Annotated in this window: 15 protein-coding genes; 7 read left to right on the top strand and 8 right to left on the bottom strand. The window is 71.3% G+C overall.

From position 1 onward, the window contains the following. Nucleotides 1–66 precede the first annotated feature (66 nt). Genes ACI2K6_RS06350 through ACI2K6_RS06335 form a run of 4 tightly spaced genes read left to right on the top strand, consistent with a single transcriptional unit; the run spans nt 67 to nt 4,110 of the window. Nucleotides 67–1,194 (top strand): hypothetical protein, encoded by a 1,128-nt coding sequence (locus ACI2K6_RS06350; RefSeq protein ID WP_274178375.1) that lies wholly within the window; start codon nt 67–69, stop codon nt 1,192–1,194. Beyond that, nucleotides 1,191–2,309 (top strand): glycosyltransferase, encoded by a 1,119-nt coding sequence (locus ACI2K6_RS06345; protein WP_323987247.1) that lies wholly within the window; start codon nt 1,191–1,193, stop codon nt 2,307–2,309. Before ACI2K6_RS06350 ends, ACI2K6_RS06345 begins: the two co-directional genes overlap by 4 nt. Further along, nucleotides 2,306–3,316, top strand: coding sequence for a glycosyltransferase (locus tag ACI2K6_RS06340; protein WP_404568281.1), 1,011 nt, complete (start codon nt 2,306–2,308; stop codon nt 3,314–3,316). Before ACI2K6_RS06345 ends, ACI2K6_RS06340 begins: the two co-directional genes overlap by 4 nt. After that, nucleotides 3,313–4,110, top strand: coding sequence for a galactosyltransferase-related protein (locus tag ACI2K6_RS06335; protein ID WP_274178378.1), 798 nt, complete (start codon nt 3,313–3,315; stop codon nt 4,108–4,110). The genes ACI2K6_RS06340 and ACI2K6_RS06335 overlap by 4 nt, the downstream gene beginning before the upstream one ends. Here ACI2K6_RS06335 and ACI2K6_RS06330 read toward each other — a convergent pair. The 4 genes from ACI2K6_RS06330 to ACI2K6_RS06315 all read right to left on the bottom strand — a co-directional run bounded on the left by ACI2K6_RS06330 (nt 4,070) and on the right by ACI2K6_RS06315 (nt 7,820). Then, on the bottom strand, nt 4,070–5,272 hold the full coding sequence (locus ACI2K6_RS06330; protein WP_404568280.1) for a glycosyltransferase family 4 protein: 1,203 nt from the start codon (nt 5,270–5,272) through the stop codon (nt 4,070–4,072). The genes ACI2K6_RS06335 and ACI2K6_RS06330 overlap by 41 nt on opposite strands. Next, nucleotides 5,269–5,571: a hypothetical protein gene (locus tag ACI2K6_RS06325; protein WP_404568279.1), complete on the bottom strand. Its 303-nt coding sequence runs from the start codon at nt 5,569–5,571 to the stop codon at nt 5,269–5,271. The genes ACI2K6_RS06330 and ACI2K6_RS06325 overlap by 4 nt, the downstream gene beginning before the upstream one ends. An 88-nt stretch (nt 5,572–5,659) precedes the next feature. After that, entirely contained in the window at nt 5,660–7,048 is a 1,389-nt protein-coding gene (locus ACI2K6_RS06320) for a glycosyltransferase (RefSeq protein ID WP_404568278.1), read from the bottom strand. Between the two features lie 79 nt (nt 7,049–7,127). Then, nucleotides 7,128–7,820: an SDR family oxidoreductase gene (locus ACI2K6_RS06315; RefSeq protein WP_323987250.1), complete on the bottom strand. Its 693-nt coding sequence runs from the start codon at nt 7,818–7,820 to the stop codon at nt 7,128–7,130. A gap of 220 nt (nt 7,821–8,040) precedes the next feature. Here ACI2K6_RS06315 and ACI2K6_RS06310 point away from each other — a divergent pair, with 220 nt between their 5' ends. The 3 genes from ACI2K6_RS06310 to ACI2K6_RS06300 are packed head-to-tail and all read left to right on the top strand — an operon-like array spanning nt 8,041 to nt 12,255. Then, complete coding sequence (locus ACI2K6_RS06310) at nt 8,041–9,945, top strand: beta-glucoside-specific PTS transporter subunit IIABC (protein WP_269267232.1); 1,905 nt, start codon at nt 8,041–8,043, stop codon at nt 9,943–9,945. Next, nucleotides 9,932–11,383, top strand: coding sequence for a family 1 glycosylhydrolase (locus ACI2K6_RS06305; protein WP_282502069.1), 1,452 nt, complete (start codon nt 9,932–9,934; stop codon nt 11,381–11,383). The genes ACI2K6_RS06310 and ACI2K6_RS06305 overlap by 14 nt, the downstream gene beginning before the upstream one ends. Nucleotides 11,384–11,427: 44 nt before the next feature. After that, the gene (locus ACI2K6_RS06300; RefSeq protein WP_112616976.1) at nt 11,428–12,255 is read left to right on the top strand and encodes a PRD domain-containing protein; all 828 of its coding nucleotides are present in this window, start codon (nt 11,428–11,430) and stop codon (nt 12,253–12,255) included. Nucleotides 12,256–12,262: 7 nt separating this feature from the next. Here the strand turns inward: ACI2K6_RS06300 and ACI2K6_RS06295 are convergent, their stop codons facing one another. Genes ACI2K6_RS06295 through hpaE form a run of 4 tightly spaced genes read right to left on the bottom strand, consistent with a single transcriptional unit; the run spans nt 12,263 to nt 16,589 of the window. After that, nucleotides 12,263–13,066 carry an HpcH/HpaI aldolase/citrate lyase family protein gene (locus ACI2K6_RS06295; protein WP_282502070.1) on the bottom strand — a complete coding sequence of 268 codons (804 nt, stop codon included), beginning with the start codon at nt 13,064–13,066 and terminating at the stop codon, nt 12,263–12,265. Next, nucleotides 13,051–13,836: a 2-keto-4-pentenoate hydratase gene (locus ACI2K6_RS06290; protein ID WP_282502071.1), complete on the bottom strand. Its 786-nt coding sequence runs from the start codon at nt 13,834–13,836 to the stop codon at nt 13,051–13,053. Before ACI2K6_RS06290 ends, ACI2K6_RS06295 begins: the two co-directional genes overlap by 16 nt. Nucleotides 13,837–13,863: 27 nt before the next feature. Beyond that, nucleotides 13,864–15,024, bottom strand: coding sequence for a 3,4-dihydroxyphenylacetate 2,3-dioxygenase (gene hpaD, locus ACI2K6_RS06285; protein ID WP_114589187.1), 1,161 nt, complete (start codon nt 15,022–15,024; stop codon nt 13,864–13,866). 53 nt (nt 15,025–15,077) lie between these two features. Further along, nucleotides 15,078–16,589, bottom strand: coding sequence for a 5-carboxymethyl-2-hydroxymuconate semialdehyde dehydrogenase (gene hpaE / locus ACI2K6_RS06280; RefSeq protein ID WP_282502073.1), 1,512 nt, complete (start codon nt 16,587–16,589; stop codon nt 15,078–15,080). Nucleotides 16,590–16,596: the final 7 nt, after the last annotated feature.

The following is a 16,596-nucleotide window of genomic DNA, read 5'->3' as shown; positions in this document are numbered from 1 at the left end:
GGCGTCCCGCTCGGCTAGCGTCCGACTCGGATCGCCCCCGTTTCGGCGGTTTCAGCAAGGAGGACCGTGACCATCGTCACCGCCAGTGCGCCCCTGGACGAGATGTCCGGTGCGCCCGACGTGCGCGTCGTCGCGGTGCCCGCCGGGCATCCCTACGTGCAGCGTGTCACGCACGCCGCGGGCATCGAGCTTCTGCCCGACCCGCCGGTGGCTGGCGCGGCCGAAGGCGTGTGGTGGCCCCCCGTCGCCCTCGACCCCGACTGGATTCTTCAGCACGCCGATCGTGCCGACATCCTGCACGTGCACTTCGGCACCGAGTCTTTCCCCGCGGGCCATCTGACGGCGTGCATCGACGCGGCCCATGCCGCCGGTTGGGCGGTCGTCTTCACCGTCCACGATCTGACTCACCCCCAGCTCGCGGACCAGGGTCCGTACGCCGCCCAGCTCGACGAGCTCATTCCGCGCGTCGACGCTCTCGTGACGCTCACCGCAGGCGCCGCAGCCGAGGTGCGCGAGCGCTGGGGACGCGAGGCGGTCGTGCTGCCGCATCCCGCCATCCTGCGCGAGGGCGAGACCCCGTCGGTCGTCGCGGTGAGCGAAGAGCTGCGGATCGGAATGCACCTGAAGGACCTCCGCCCCGGCACCGATGGGCCGACCAGCGCGCGAACGCTGATCGCCGCGGTCGAGCGCCTCCGCGATGAGGGCCATCACGCTGTCGCCGAGATCCGCATGCACCGGTCGGTCCGCGATCACGACGCCCGCGACGAGGTGCGGGCGGCCGTGGCCGGCCACCCTTACGCGGTCCTCGTCGAGCAGGGCCGACTTCCCGACGCCGCGCTGAACACGGCGCTCGGCGGACTCGACGTCTGCGTGCTGCCCTACCGCTTCGGCAGTCATTCCGGCTGGCTCGAGCTCTGCTGGGACCTCGGCGTCCCCGTCGCCGTCCCCGATGTCGGCCACTTCGCCGATCAGCATGACGACGACTCGATCGCGAGCTTCCACCCGGGCGATGTGGAGACGCTCACCGCTTCATTGCGCACGCTGCTGTCGTGCGACGAGGCGGCCCGTCCCGGTTCGGTCGCGCGGGCTGATCTCATCGAGGCGCGTCGCGACAGTCGCCGCGAGCAGGATGCCGGGACGGCGCAAGCGCATGCCGCGCTGTACCGCCGTCTTCGCAGCGAGCGTGCCTCGTGACGGGGCGTCCGCTGCGCATCGCGGTCATCGCGCCGCTCCGGTTTCCGATCCGGAGGCCTCACGCCGGCGGGCTCGAGGCCGCCGTGTGGTCGGAGGTCGAGGCTCTGCGCGCCCGAGGCCACGAGGTGACCGTCGTCGCGGTGACCGGGTCGGACCACGTCGAGCCCGGCAGCATCTGGGAGATGCCCGAGCTGGGCTGGGACGCCGACGCGGTGCGCACCGACAAGACGTATCCGCCCGCCTACGAAACCCTCAGCGTGCCGATGCTCCGGCGTGCCCTCGAGACGATCGGCGCGCGGGCCGCGGACTTCGACGTGATCTCGAACCACTGCCTGCACGCCCTCCCGCTGCAGCTCGCACCGCAGCTGGACGTGCCGATGGTGACGACCCTGCACACGCCCGTCGACGATGACTTCGTGCGGGCCCACCGTGCCGCGGCGGGCCGGGGCAGCACGTTCCTCTCGGTCAGCGAGCACACGCGTCGGGAGTGGCAGCACGCGGGTGTCGCCTCGACCCTGCTTGCCAACGGCGTCGACCCCCGCGTCTGGACCGCAGGGCCGGGCGGCGACGACCTCGTCTGGTTCGGCCGCATCGTTCCCGAGAAGGCCCCGCACCTGGCCGTGGCCGTCGCCCGATCGCTCGGGCGACGGCTCACGATCGCCGGTCGTGTCGGCGACCGCGCGTACGCCGACGACGTGCTCGGCCCGCTGCTCGGCGACGACGTCACGCTGGCCGGTGAGCTCACCCCTCACGAACTCGCCGCGCTCGTCGGTCGGTCGGCCGTCGCGCTCGCGACTCCCGCGTGGGCCGAGCCGTTCGGGCTCGTCGGTCCGGAAGCCCTCATGTGCGGGACGCCCGTCGTCGGCTTCGCGGTGGGCGGCGTGCCCGAGATCGCGGCGGCCTCCGTCGGGATGCGCCTCGTGGGCGCCGGAGACGTCGCCGCGATGGCGGATGCCGTGGCGGAGATCTGGCCGCAGGCCCGTGATCCGCGCTTCCGTCGCGCGGTCCGGGGGCGGGCGGTGGAGCGGTTCTCGCTCGACGCGCGAACGAGTGCGCTCGAGGAGATCTTCGCGTCGCTGAGCACGCGCGCGGCGCCAGCCGAGCTGCCGGCATGACGGGGCGCATCGGCTGGTACGTGCACCATCATGGTCGCGGCCACCTGACCCGTATGCTCGCCATCGCGCCCCACCTCGATGTCGACGTCGTCTGTTTCAGCTCGATGCTGGCTCCCTCCGAGCTGCCCGCGAACGTCTCGTGGGTCGAGCTCGCCCGCGATGACGTGCCCGCACCGGCCGTCCCCGCCGATGACCCGACGGCGGGCGGCCTGCTCCACTGGGCTCCGTTGCACCACGTCGGCCACCGTTCGCGGCTCGCGGTCATCGCCGCAGCGGTCGGGGCGGGCGACATCGACGCGTTCGTCGTCGACGTCTCGGCCGAGGTGACGTTGTTCGTCCGGCTCCTCGGCGTGCCCGTGGTGATCATCACGCAGCCCGGTGACCGCACGGACGAGCCGCACCGGCTGGCTTATGCCGCGGCGCGGCGGGTCATCGCGCCCTGGCCGGAGGAGATCTATGCTCCCGAGCACCTGACCTCGCTCGGTGACCGCGTCGCGTTCGTCGGCGGGATCTCGCGGTTCGCCGGTCGTCGTCGGCCCGCGCAGCCGCGCGGCGACGAGGTCGTCCTGCTCGGCGGCGGCGGTGGCGCCGACGTCTCGGCCGACGACATCGCGGCCGCGGAGCGCGCGTCGGGGCGTCCGTGGCGTGTGCTCGGCGCCGGTTCCGGAGCGTGGGCCGCCGACCCCTGGGATGCGTTGACGACGGCAGCCGTCGTCGTGTCGTGGTGCGGTCAGAACGCGGTCGCCGATCTCGCCGCCGCGGGCGCACCTGCGATCGTCATCCCGCAGGAACGTCCGTTCTCCGAGCAGCGGGCGACCGCCCTGGCGCTCGGGCGGTCGGGCCTCGCCGTCGCCGTGCCCCGGTGGCCCGAGCCGGCGCGCTGGCCGGATCTGCTCGACCAGGCCTCGGCCTGCGGCGAGGGATGGACCGCGTGGCGCGCCGACGGAGCGGCGCAGCGCGCGGCGGAGATCGTCCGTGCCGAAGCGGCGGCGGGAGCCGGTGCATGAGCGACATGGCGATCGTGACGCTCTGCTCGGCACCGCGCCTCGAGCACCTGCGCAATCAGCTGCGCGCGACGGCGGGTGTGCCGCGGGTCGTCGTCTGGATCGGCGACGACGATGCGCCCCTCCTCGACGCCGAGTCCGTGGTGCGCGTTCCCCCGGGGGCGGCCGGTCTGCGGCTCGCGGCGGCGCGAAACGCCGGCGCCCGTGCAGCCGAGGCGCTCGGGGCGCGCCTGCTTGTCTTTCTCGACGCCGATTGCGTCCCCGGGCCCGAGCTCGTCGATCGCTACCGTGACGCGGCGACCCAGCACCCCGATGCGGTCCTGTGCGGGCCGGTGACGTATCTGCCCGCGAGGGCCGCGCTCGACGCGGCGTCCCTCCGCGCGGCCACTGCGCCCCACGCGGCGCGCCCGGCTCCGCCCGCCGGCACCCTGCAACGTGCCGAGCCCGCGGAGTACCCGCTGTTCTGGTCGCTCTCGTTCGCGACCACGATCGCCGTGTGGCGGTCCGTCGGCGGGTTCGACGAGCGGTACGAGGGCTACGGGGGAGAAGACACCGACTTCGCGTTCTCCCTGCGTCGCGCCGGCGTCCCGATGATCTGGGTCGGCGGCGCCGACGCCTATCACCAGCATCACGAGACCTCGTCGCCGCCCTGGCAGCACCTCGACGACATCCTGCGCAACGGCGCCCTCTTCGCTGAGAAGTGGGGCGAGTGGCCCATGACGGGCTGGCTGGAGGCCTTCGAGCGAGCCGGAGCGATCACCCGCGAGGACGACGGCTGGCGTCGAGCCTCGGTCTGACCGCGCCGGCGAGCAACTCGGCCGCGGCAGCGAGCAGGTCGCGGGCCACGGGGTCGGGGGCGAAATCGGCGACCTGCGCGCGCGCATGCTCGGCGAGTGTCCGTGCCCAGGCGGGATGCCGCACGGCGACGGTGATCGCGGCGGCAAGACGTCCCGGGTCGGCGGCCGGCACGCTCTGGCAGTCCTGGCCGTCGGTGCAGAAGTCGTCGTATCCGCTGCCGGAAGTCACCACGAGCGGCGTGCCGATCGCCTTGACCTCGAGGGCGACGTTGCCGAAGCCTTCCCAGCGAGAGGGGCAGATGACGACATCCGCTCGTGAGATCGCTCCGTAGAGCTCCTCGCCCGGCACGTGCCCGAGCCAGATCACGCGGTCGCGCGCCGTCGGCGGCAGCATCTCGAGGAGTGCGGCGCGCGTCGGCTCGTACCGGGCATCCCCACCCGCGCCGGCGAGGACGAGGCGCGCGCCCGGCACGTCGTCATGCACGAGCCGGAACGCCGCGAAAGCGTCCTCGACGCCCTTCCGTCGCTCGGAACGGCCGAGGAAGAGCACGACCGGCGCGTCATCGTCGGGCCAGCCGTCGGGTGCGGCCGCGCGCGTCGCTGCGGCCGCGACCGCGTCGACGTCGATGCAGTTGCGGACAACGCGAGCCGGCGGCAGGCCCGGGTACAGGTCGCTGGTGCGCTCGAGCATCGCCCGCGAGATGGCGATGAGACCGGCGGACCGGTACAGCTGATGCCGTTCCGCCGACGCTTGCCGCAGGCGGGCGAGCCGCTGCCCGATCGGCAGGTCTCCCGGCGTGAGCCCGGACACCTGGTCGGCGAGGCGGACGCCGGTCGCCAGATTCGTCAGCAGGGGTGCCGTGCGGGGGAGCGGCGCGGCCAGGCCACCCCACTCGGGAGCGAAGACGACGTCATGGTGATGAGCGCGGTAGGCGCGACGCACGCCGCCATCGACCAGCCTGACCCCGTCGCCCGGGTCGTCGGACACGAGATCGTCCCTCAGCCCGAGCGCGAGGTCGACGGCGACCCCCTGGCGAGCCAGGGCCGGGAGCAGCGCGGCGTAGTGGCGACCGATCCCGCCGGTGTAGGCGGTGACGCCGGCGTACTCGGGAGTCGCAACGAGCCAGCGCGTTCCGGTCCGCGAGGTGAGCAGGCCGGTCATGGGGCCTCGAGCGGCAGCGTGCCGAGGGAGACCCCGGTGACCGCGGCGGCCTCGGTGAGCATCGCCCGCACCCGCCGCGGATCGGTGGCGACGGGATGAGGCGACGCGAAGTCGAACCGGAGGGGGATCGACCGCTCGAGCCACAGCGTGCTGCGCCCCTGTCCGTCGCTGTGTCTCCAGCTCACCGTGAACCCTTCGCCCGCGCCGAGCTTGGCGGCGACCACGAGCTGGAGGTGGGCGAGGATGTCGTCGGGCATGGCAACGGCGATGAGGTCCGATCCGTATCTCAGTTCTCCCATCGCGGCGCTCGCCTCCCCTCGTGCCACGACAGGGTGCAACAGCCGTCCGCTTTTCCGAGTGCCCCTTGACGAGCCGGTGGAGAGCGGGCTAACGGGCGGGGCGGTGCAGTCGTCGCCGCACGTCGCCGACGACGCGACGCGCCGCCGCCGACAACCGGCGCAGTCCGCCGCGGGTGCGCCCCCGGCGGCGAGCCGCGCGCAAGATGCTCGCCCAGCGGCGGCGGATGCGCGCGTCGCTGTACTCGGATGCGGTCGCTCGGGCGTTCTCCCGCATCGCGGCCCGCCGGGCGGGGTCGAGCTCGGCCGCGGCTCGCACGGCGTCCGCGAGGGCGCCGACGTCGCCGTCCGCGACGAGCCATCCGTTCTCGCCGTGGCGGATCAGCTCGGCCGGTCCGTAGGCGATGTCGTAGGCGATGGGGAGGCAGCCCGCGGCCATCGCCTCGAGGAGGACCAGACCGAACGCCTCCGATCTGCTCGTGAGCAGGAGGACGCTGGCGGTGGCCATGGCCGCTGCCGGCTCATCGGTGTGCCCGTGGAAGCGGATCGCGTCGTCGTCCTCGGCGAGGACGGCGAGCTCGGCGGCGCGAGAACCCGTGCCGTAGATGTCGAGGGGGACGCGCGGTCCGTCGTCGCTGTGCACGAGGCGCATGGCCGCGACGGCATCCTCCACCCGCTTGATCGCTTCGAGCCGGGCGATGACGACGGCGCCGGTTCGTGCGGCCTCCGTCGGCAGGGTCGCGGCGTCGATGAGCGAGACCGGGTGGGCGACGCTCGTCAGGAACGGACGCGGCCCCACGATCGCCCTCACGTCGGCGGCCTGGGCGTCGGTGGCGAATGCGACGGCGTCGAAATCGGTCAGTCGCGAGAACACCGCCTGGCGCGATGCTCGCACCGAGCCCGGTTTCGGCCCCCGGTGCGAGCCATGGATGACGTGCACGGTCGTGACCCGGCGTCGCCGGTATCCCGCCGCGAAGGGCGCAACGGTTTTGCTGTCGACGATGAGGAACGCCTCGCCGTCGCCCACGAGGTGGTCGAGCCAGTCGGCGTAGAAGTCGTAGCGTCGGCGCCAGGCGCGGACCGGTCGGCCGTCGGCGTCGCGGGCCAGGAGGAGGCGGCCCCGGGCGCCGACCCGTCGTTCCGACAGCGCGATCGTGCCATCGGGGCGGAGGTGGTCGATGTCCACCGGTTTGCCGTCGGCGCCGAGCCGCAGGCGGCGGAGGATGACGTCGTTCGCCTCATCGATGATGACGCCGTCGTCCGCGGGATCGAGCGCGGGCGGTGCGTCGGGGAGCCCCGTGCCGGGATGCACGCCGCCGGTCCGTGGCCAGTCGTAGAGGTTGCGAATCGTCACGGGCGTCGTGGCGTCGGGGTCGGTGACCGGCGGCAGGGGGAACGCGCGGTCGTCGAGGGTGAGCACGTCGACCGGAGTTCCGGCCTCGGCGAAGAGGCGGCTGCGATCGAGCAGGGCGGTGGTCATGCCCCCGTAGGGAACGGCGATGCCCCAGGTCAGTGCGAGGTGACGCCCGGGAGGAAGGTCGGAGCCGGCCACGTCGACGTCACCGGGGGCCGGGACGCACGGACACGTCCGGGACCAGGGCGTCTCGTGGCAGGTCGAGGGCGGCGAGCACGGTCGTCGCGACCGACTCGGGATCGATGAAGGCGGCGGGGTCGTAGTCGCGGCCCTCCTGGCGGTGCACCTCCGCCTGCATCGGCGTGGCGGTCCGCCCCGGGTATACCGTCGTCACGCGGACGCCGTGGGCGGCCTCCTCGCCGCGCAGCGCGTCGGCGAGGGCCTTGAGTCCGTGCTTCGACGCGGCGTAGGCGCTCCACGCCGGGTGCGCCGTGAGGCCGGCGCCGGAGTTGACGAACAGGATCTGACCGCGCGCGGCCCGTACCGCGGGCAGAGCGAGGCGGGTGAGCTCGGCGGCGGCGATGAGGTTGACGGTGAGCTGATCGGTCCATGCGGCGACGGGCAGCTCGGCAACAGGACCCAGCTCGACGACGCCCGCGCCGTGGATGACGGTGTCGATCGCCTCCGGCAGCCGGTCCGCGAGCGCGCCGGCGAGGGCCGCGGGCTCGCGCAGGTCCGCGGCGACGCCGACGGCGTCCGGGAGGAGCTCCGTGAGCTCGGCCGCGCGGGCCTCGTTCCGGCCGAGGAGCACGAGCCGGTCGCCACGGTCGGCGAGCCGGCGCGCGATCGCGAGTCCGATGCCCGAGCCCGCGCCCGTGATGAGATGCGTCTGCGTCATGCACCCATCGTCGCATCCGCGCGACGGCCCCGCCGTGCTCGTTTGCGTGCCGCCGTGGAACGTGCGACGATCATCTCGGACATGTGACTGGTCATGCAGGCAGGATCCGAACGTACGTGCATCGCACGGCGGTCGGGTCCTTTTTTTATTGCCTCCGACCGGGGCCGGAGCGGAGCCGCTCCGGCGGTACGGTCCGGGATTCCACAGGAGGAAAACGAAGATGACCACCACGAAGGACGCCGCGGGCGCGATCCTCGAGCACGTCGGCGGACCCGAGAACATCGCCGCCCTGCAGCACTGCTCGACGCGGCTCCGATTCAATCTCGTCGACGACGCCCGCGCCGATGAGGCGGCTCTGAAGGCGGTGCCCGGCGTCATCGGCGTCGTGCGCGGTCCGCAGACCCAGATCATCGTCGGGTCGAAGGTGGGCGACTACTTCACCGAGATCGAGAAGCTGCGCGGCGGGCGTGCGGCGGCACGTGCGGCGGGGGAGACCCGTCCGAAGCTGACATGGAAGCGCGCGGGCTCGGCGATCATGGACTTCGTCGTCGCGGTGTTCACCCCGATCATCCCGGCCATCGCCGGCGCGGGCATCTTCAAGTCGTTCCTGATCCTCGCCTCGGCGCTCGGGTGGATGCAGACGACCGACCCCAGCTACCAGGTGCTCTCGGCGATCCCCGACGCGGTGTTCTTCTTCCTGCCGCTGCTGGTGACCTACACTGCCGCGAAGAAGCTGGGCGTCAACATCCCGCTGGCTCTCGGCATCGTCGGGCTCTTGGTGTTCCCGACGTTCTCCGGTCTGCTGACGCAGGAGGGCGGTGTCGCGCTCTTCGGCCTCGCCATCCCCGCGATCTCCTACAACGCCCAGGTCTTCCCGCCGATCCTCGCGGTGCTGCTGCTGTGGCCCGTCGAGAAGCTGGCGACGAAGATCACGCCCGGGCCCATCCGCACCTTCTTCGTGCCGCTGCTGTGCTTCATCGTGGTCTCGCCGATCATGATCTTCGCCCTCGGGCCCCTCGGTTACGGCCTCGGATCGCTGCTCACCGGCGGCATGCTCTGGCTGTACGGCACGCTCGGCTGGGTCGCTATCGCGCTGCTGGCAGCCGTGCTCCCCTTCATCATCTCGGTGGGCATGCACAAGGCGTTCATCCCCCCCACGATCGCCACCGTCGCACAGCAGGGGCGTGACCCCTTCTACCTCGTGGCCTCGCTCGCCCACAACATCGCCGAATCGGGCTCGAGCCTGGCCGTCGCTATCCGCACCCGCAACAAGACTCTGCGCGGCACGGCCATCTCGTCGGGCATCTCCGCGTTCTTCGGCATCACCGAGCCCGCGCTCTACGGCGTGACGCTGCAGAACCGCCGTGCGCTGTTCGCGGTGATCGCCGGCTCGCTGACCGGCGGCGTCTACCTGGGCATCGCCGCCGTGGGCGCCTTCGCGCTCGTCAGCCCGGGGGCTGCGAGCATCTCGATGTTCATCGACGTGCTCAACCCGTGGAACCTCATCCATGCCGTCATCGGGGCGCTCGTCGCCTTCGCGACCGCCTTCGTCGTCGCGCTCGTCATCTGGAAGGACTCCGACTCGGGCACGATCCGCGCCCTCGAGGCTCAGACCGGCCCGGCGGGCGGGATCGCGCCCGACCCGGTCGGCGACGGCCGCCTCGTCGCCCCCGTCGCGGGCGAGGTCGTCCCGCTCGACCGCGTCGACGACCCGGTCTTCGGCGGCGGCATCCTCGGCGACGGCGTCGCGATCCGCCCCAGTGCGGGCGCCGTGTACGCGCCGCTGTCGGGAGTGGTCTCGAGCCTGCTGCCCTCGAAGCACGCCTTCGGCATCACCGGCGACGACGGCGTCGAGATCCTCGTCCACGTCGGGCTCGACACGGTCAAGCTCGACGGAGCTCCCTTCGTCGCCCACGTCGCGCAGGGCGATCGCGTCGAACGCGGGCAGCTGATCCTCGAGGCCGACCTCGAGGCGATCCACCTCGCCGGCTTCGACACGATCACCCCGGTCGTCGTCCTCAACGGCGACGCGTTCGAGGTCGTCGAAGCCCTCACCGGGCCCGTCGAGGCGGGCACCGGCATCTTCACCGCTCGTACCAAGGAGGCCGCTCGTGGCACTGTCTGATTCGTTCCTGTGGGGCGGCGCGCTCGCCGCCAATCAAGCCGAGGGCGCGTGGCGCGAGGGCGGCCGCGGTCCGGCCGTCTCGGACATCGCGAAGTATCGTCCGAACGTCGACCCCCGCGAATACGCGATCCATCACGCGCACACGGTCGAGAGCATCACCGCCGCCATGGCCGATGACGACGAGACGTACTACCCCAAGCGCCGCGGCATCGACTTCTACCACCGGTATCCCGAGGATCTCGCCCTGTTCGCCGAGATGGGGTTCACGGTGCTGCGCGTGTCGATCGCGTGGACGCGGCTGTACCCGACGGGCGAGGAGACCGAACCCAACGAGGACGGCATCGCCTTCTACGAGGGGCTGTTCACCGAGATGCGGCGGCTGGGCATCGAACCGCTCGTCACGCTCTCGCACTACGACCCGCCGCTCGCCCTCGCCCTGAAGAACAACTGCTGGGTCGATCGCGGCACGATCGCCCTGTTCGAGCGCTTCGCCCGCACGTGCTTCGAGCGCTTCGGGCACCTGGTCAAGCTGTGGCTGTCGTTCAACGAAATCGACGGCATCGTGCGGCATCCGCTCACTTCGGGCGGCATCATCGAGGAGACCGTCGAAGGCAGCATCCTGCAGGCCTGCTACACCGCCCTCCATCACCAGTTCGTGGCCTCGGCCTCGGTGACGCGGATGCTGCACGAGATGTGGCCCGAGTCGCAGATGGGCTGCATGCTGACCATGCTGAAGACCTACCCGCTGACGTGCCACCCCGACGACATCGCCGCGACCCAGGCGAAGGACCGGCTGCTCTACCTCTGCACGGATGTCCAGGCCGGCGGCGCCTACCCCCGCCTCGCCCTGAACGCGCTCGCGCGACAGGGCGTCGAGATCCCGTTCGCCGAGGGGGATGCCGAGCTGCTGCGCGAGCACCCCGTCGATTTCATCTCGCTGTCGTATTACATGACCCTCGCCGAGTCCGTCGACCCGGATGCCGAGCGGACCCCGGGGAACACGGTGCTCGGGGTCAAGAACCCCTACCTCGAGTCCAGCGAGTGGGGCTGGCAGATCGACCCGGTCGGGCTGCGGATCTCGCTCATCGATCTGTACGACCGCTACGGCAAGCCGCTGTTCATCGTCGAGAACGGGCTGGGCATGCGCGATGAGCTGACCGCCGACGGGCGCGTCCACGACCCCTACCGCATCGACTATTTCCGGGCGCACTTCCGCGAGATGATCCGGGCCGTCGACGAGGGCGTCGAGCTGATGGGCTACACCAGCTGGGCGCCGATCGACATCATCAGTGCGTCGTCGTCGCAGATCTCGAAGCGATACGGTTTCATTCACGTCGACCTCGACGATCTCGGTCAGGGCAGCGGTGAGCGTCGGCGCAAGGATTCGTTCTGGTGGTACCAGCGGGTGATCGCCACGAACGGCGCAGATCTCGGGTGACCCTCCTGCTCCACGAGCGTGAGGCCGGGTCGATGAGGACGGGCATGCAGATCATCAAGAAGGTGCTCAACTCGAGCGTCGTGCTCGTCGATGACGAGCGCGGCGTCGAGCGGGTGCTGCTGGGCAAGGGCATCGGATTCGGTGCCAAACCCGGCGACGTCGTCGACGAGGGCGCGACCGATCGGGTGTTCGTCGCGCTCGACGACGCCGATCAGCGGAACCTCGTCGAGCTGCTCGCGCAGATCCCGGGTGAGTTCGTCGAGCTCACCCGGGAGATCGTCCGTGACGCCGTGGCCTCGGGGCTCGATCTCGATCCGCACATCTACCTCACGCTCACCGACCACCTTCACTTCGCCGTCGAGCGTCACCGTCGCGGTCTCGTCGTCGTGAACCGGCTCGCATGGGAACTACGCACCGTCTACCCCGACGAGTACGCCGTCGGATCCCGCGGTGTCGAGCTGCTGCGGGCGCGCATGCGCGTGGATGTGCCGGACGAAGAGGCCGCCAACATCGCGTTCCACCTCGCGAACGCCGCCAACGGGCGGGCCGGTGCCGACACGATGCATGTCGTACGGCTCATCTCGGCGGCGACCACGATCGTGTCGAACACCACGGGGATCGCCTTCGGCGACGACCTGCATTCGTCGCGTTTCCTCGTGCACCTGCAGTTCTTCGCCGAGCGGGTGTTCTCGGGGCGCATGCTCGACAGCGACGACGGCTTCCTCTTCGAGAGCATGAGCCGGCGGCATCCTCGGGCGACGGCGACGGCCGAACGCGTGCGTGCGCTCGTGCGGACGCAGCACGACATCGAGATCACCGACGAGGAGGTCGCCTACCTCGCTCTCCACATCGCACGCGCCGTGCCGGGGTGATCCCGCGTCAGTATCCGGCGCGGGTGGTGCGGTCGGCCTCGGGCACCCAGGCCGCCGCGAGCGCTTCCGAGCCGCGGGCCAGCAGCGCGACGTCGGCGCCGACGAGCAGGAAGTCCGCCCCGGCCTCGGCGTAGCCGCGCGCGAGCGCGGGGTCGAAGGCGTTCGCGCCCGCCGGTGTGCCGGCGGACCGGGCGTCGGCGAAGACGCGACGGACGGCGGCGACCACGTCGGGGTGGGACTGCTGTCCGAGCAGCCCCATCGAGGCGGCGAGATCGCTCGGGCCGACGAACACGCCGTCGATCCCGTCGACCGCAGCGATGCCCGCGGCGGCGTCGACCCCCGCGGCGGTCTCGATCTGCACGACGAGCGACACGTGCTGCTCGGCCTCGGCCAGGTAGTCGTCGACGCGGTTCCAGCGGGCCGAACGGGCGAGGGCGGAACCGACGCCCCGGATGCCGCGGGGCGGATAGTGCACCGCGCGCACGACCGCCTCGGCCTCGGCGACCGACGACACCATCGGCACGAGCAGGTTCTGCGCACCGAGGTCGAGCACCTGCTTGATCACGACGGGGTCAGCGGTCGGAACCCGCACCATCGTCGTGACCGGTGTCGCGGCGGCGGCCTGCAACTGGGCGAGCACGGACTCGATTCCGTTGGGAGAGTGCTCCATGTCGATGAGCAGCCAGTCGAGTCCGGCGCCGGCGCAGATCTCGGCGACCAGCGGCGACCCGGAGCACACCCACATCCCCGCGAGCGGGCGGTCCGCGCGAGCGAGGGCGTCGCGGAAGGTCGGTGTCAGACGAAACGGCATGCGATCACTCCCATCGGGCCATAGTCGCAGCGGACCTCGTCGCCGCGCGACACCCACATCGGCCGCGTGAACGACCCGGCGAGGATCAGCTCACCCGCCTCCAGGCGCGCGCCGTGCTGCGACACCTTGTTGGCGAGCCAGGCGACCCCCGTCGCGGGATGGCCGAGGACACCCGCCGCCACCCCGGTCTCCTCGATCTCGCCGTTGCGCGAGAGCAGCGCCGGCACCCACCGCAGGTCGATCTCGTCGGGACGTCGCCGCTCGGTGCCGAGCACCATCGCACCGTAAGCGGCGTTGTCGGCGATCGTGTCGACGATCGTGCGCCCCTCGAGCTCGATGTGCGAGTTGAGGATCTCGAGGGCCGGGACGGCATAGTCGATCGCGTCGAGCGCGTCGTCGAGCGTGCAGTCCGGCCCGGCGAGGGGACGGGCGAGCGCGAAGGCGAGCTCGACCTCGACGCGCACGTTCGAGAACCGCTCGGTGGCGATCTCGGCGCCCGAGCCGTAGACCGTGTCGTCGAACATGACGCCGTAGTCGGGCTCGGTGATTCCGGTCGCCTGTTGCATCGCTCGGGAGGTCAGACCGATCTTGCGTCCCACGAGCCGGCGGCCCGAGGCGATCATCCGGTCGCGCCACACGCCCTGGATGGCGTACGAGTCCTCGACGGTGGCGCCGGGATACCGTGCCGTGATGCGCGGGATGACGCCGTGGGTGCGATCGGCCTCGGCCAGGTCGTCCGCGATGGCGGCGATGTCGTCGGGGGAGAGCATGAGCGTCCTCTCAGAGTTGGTTGGAGGTCAGAGCTGGTTGCCGAGCTTGTACTCGCCCTGTTTGTACTCGGGCAACCCGTCGTCGCCCGGTCGGGTGTACGAGAACCCGTCGGCGCCGATCGTGACGGCCATCTCCGAGTCGTCGGTGCGGGCGCGGAGCGGCTGGGGCTTCCCGTCGAGGTCGAGGACGAGGGAGGCCTCGGTGTACCAGGAGGGCACGACGGGGTTGCCCCACCAGTCGCGGCGCTGGTTGTCGTGCACGTCCCACGTGATGACGGGATTGTCGGGGTCGCCGGTGTAGTAGTCCTGCGTGTAGATCTCGACGCGGTGTCCGTCGGGGTCGCGCAGGTAGAGATAGAACGCGTTCGAGACGCCGTGGCGCCCCGGCCCCCGCTCGATCGCGTCCGATCGGCGGAGCGCGCCGAGCTTGTCGCAGATCGCGAGGATGTTGTGCTTCTCGTGCGTCGCGAAGGCCACGTGGTGCATCCGGGGGCCGTCACCGCCGGTCATCGCGGTGTCGTGGACGGTCGGTTTCCGCCGCATCCATGCCGCGTACACCGTGCCCGCGTCATCCTGGATGTCCTCGGTCACCCGGAACCCGAGCGACTGCATGAACTGCACGGCGCGCGGGACGTCCGGGGTCACCTGGTTGAAGTGATCCAGACGCACGAGCTCGCCGGGCGTGTGGAGGTCGTAGCGCCACGAGAGGCGCTCGACGTGCTCGGTCTGGAAGAAGAACTCGTACGGGAAGCCGAGCGGATCCTCGACGCGGACAGAGTCGCCGATGCCTCGCACGAAGCCACCCGGCCGCCGCTCCACCCGGCAGCCCAGCTCGGTGTAGAACGCGACGGCGCGGTCGAGGTCGTCGGCCGACCGGACGCGGTACGAGAACGCCGCGACGGCGGCGACCGGTCCCTGACGCAGGATCAGGTTGTGGTGGATGAACTCCTCGGTCGAACGGAGGTAGATCGCCTCGTCGTCCTCCTCTGTGACGTAGAGCCCGAGCACGTCGACGTAGAACTCCCGTGAGGCGGCGAGGTCGGTGACGACCAGCTCCATGTAGGCGCAGCGGAGGATGTCGGGCGCCGGCGCCGTCGGCGTCGGGATCGGGTCGTCGCAGGTGATCGGCGCCTCCTGGCTGACGAAGTAGCCCGAGGAGGTCCGGGTCATCTGGTCGCGGTGGGTCATGACAGCGTCCTTGCTCTCGATGTCGGGTGGGTCCGGCGGTTCCGGGCGGCGGGTCAGCTCTTGCCGAAAGTCGGGTTGTGGACCGCGCCGAGGGTGATGTGCACCGCCTGCTGGTGCGTGTAGAAGTCGATCGACCGGTAGCCGCCCTCGTGGCCGAGGCCGGACGCCTTGACCCCGCCGAACGGGGTGCGCAGGTCGCGCACGTTGTTGGAGTTGAGCCAGACCATCCCCGCCTCCACGGCCTGCGAGAAGTTGTGCGCCCGCTTCAGGTCGTTGGTCCAGACGTAGGCGGCGAGCCCGTATTTCGTGTCGTTGGCGAGGTCCAGCGCCTCGGCATCCGTGTCGAACGGGGTGATCGCGACGACCGGGCCGAAGATCTCCTCCTGGAAGATCCGCGCCGTCGGAGCGACGTCGGCGAACACGGTCGGGGCGACGAAGGTGCCGCTCTCGAACCCCTCGGGGCGTCCGCCGCCGGCGACGAGGCGGCCCTCGCTCTTTCCGAGCTCGACGTACGACATGACCTTCTCGAAGTGCTCGGGATGCACGAGCGCGCCCACCTCGGTCGCCGGGTCGTGGGGGAAGCCGACTCGCACCCGCTGGGCCTGCGCGGCGTAGCGTTCGACGAACTCGTCGTACACCGCGCGCTCGACGAGGATGCGGCTGCCGGCCGTGCAGCGCTCGCCGTTGAGAGAGAACACACCGAAGATCGTGGCGTCGATCGCCGCGTCGAGATCCGCGTCGGCGAAGACGATCGCCGGGCTCTTCCCGCCCAGCTCCATCGACAGTCCCTTGAGGTGCGGCGCCGCGTTGGCGAAGATCAGCTGCCCCGTCGAGCTCTCGCCCGTGAACGAGATGAGCGGCACGTCGGGGTGCTTCACGAGCGCGTCGCCCGCGTCCTCGCCGAGGCCGTTGACCAGGTTGAAGACCCCCGGCGGCAGTCCGGCCTCCTCGAAGATGCCCGCCCACAGCGACGCGGACAGGGGCGTGAACTCGGCGGGCTTCAGCACGACCGTGTTGCCGGTGGCGAGCGCCGGGGCGAGCTTCCACGACTCGAGCATGAACGGGGTGTTCCACGGCGTGATGAGGCCGGCGACGCCGATGGGCTTGCGGTTGACGTAGTTGATCTGACGGCCGGGCACCTTGTAGGTGTCGTCGGCCTGGGCGACGATCAGGTCGGCGAAGAACCGGAAGTTCTCGGCGGCCCGCCGGGCCTGGCCGAGCGCCTGCGTGATGGGGAGTCCGGAGTCGAACGACTCGAGCTCGGCGAGGCGGGCGTCGCGAGACTCGACCAGGTCGGCGATGCGGTGCAGCACGCGCGAGCGCTCGCGCGGGAGCATCCGCGGCCACGGCCCCTCGGCGAACGCGCGGCGGGCTGCCGCGACGGCCGCATCGACGTCGGCCTTCTTGCCGGCGGCCGCCTGCAGGTACACGCGTCCGGTGACGGGGTCGAGCACGTCGAACGTCGCGCCGTCGACCGAGTCGACGAGCGACCCGTCGATGTAGTGACGGATGGCGCCGGGCAGGTCCGCGGGCGTGTGGGGGGCGGTGAGCGTCGTGTCGGTCATCTCGTGC

The sequence above is a fragment of the Microbacterium sp. NPDC006705 genome, from assembly GCF_044903545.1.
In the GTDB taxonomy this organism is placed as follows: Bacteria; Actinomycetota; Actinomycetes; order Actinomycetales; family Microbacteriaceae; genus Microbacterium; species Microbacterium plantarum.
Note: the sequence above shows the minus strand (reverse complement) of the source record. Positions and strands in the feature narration are given on the sequence as shown.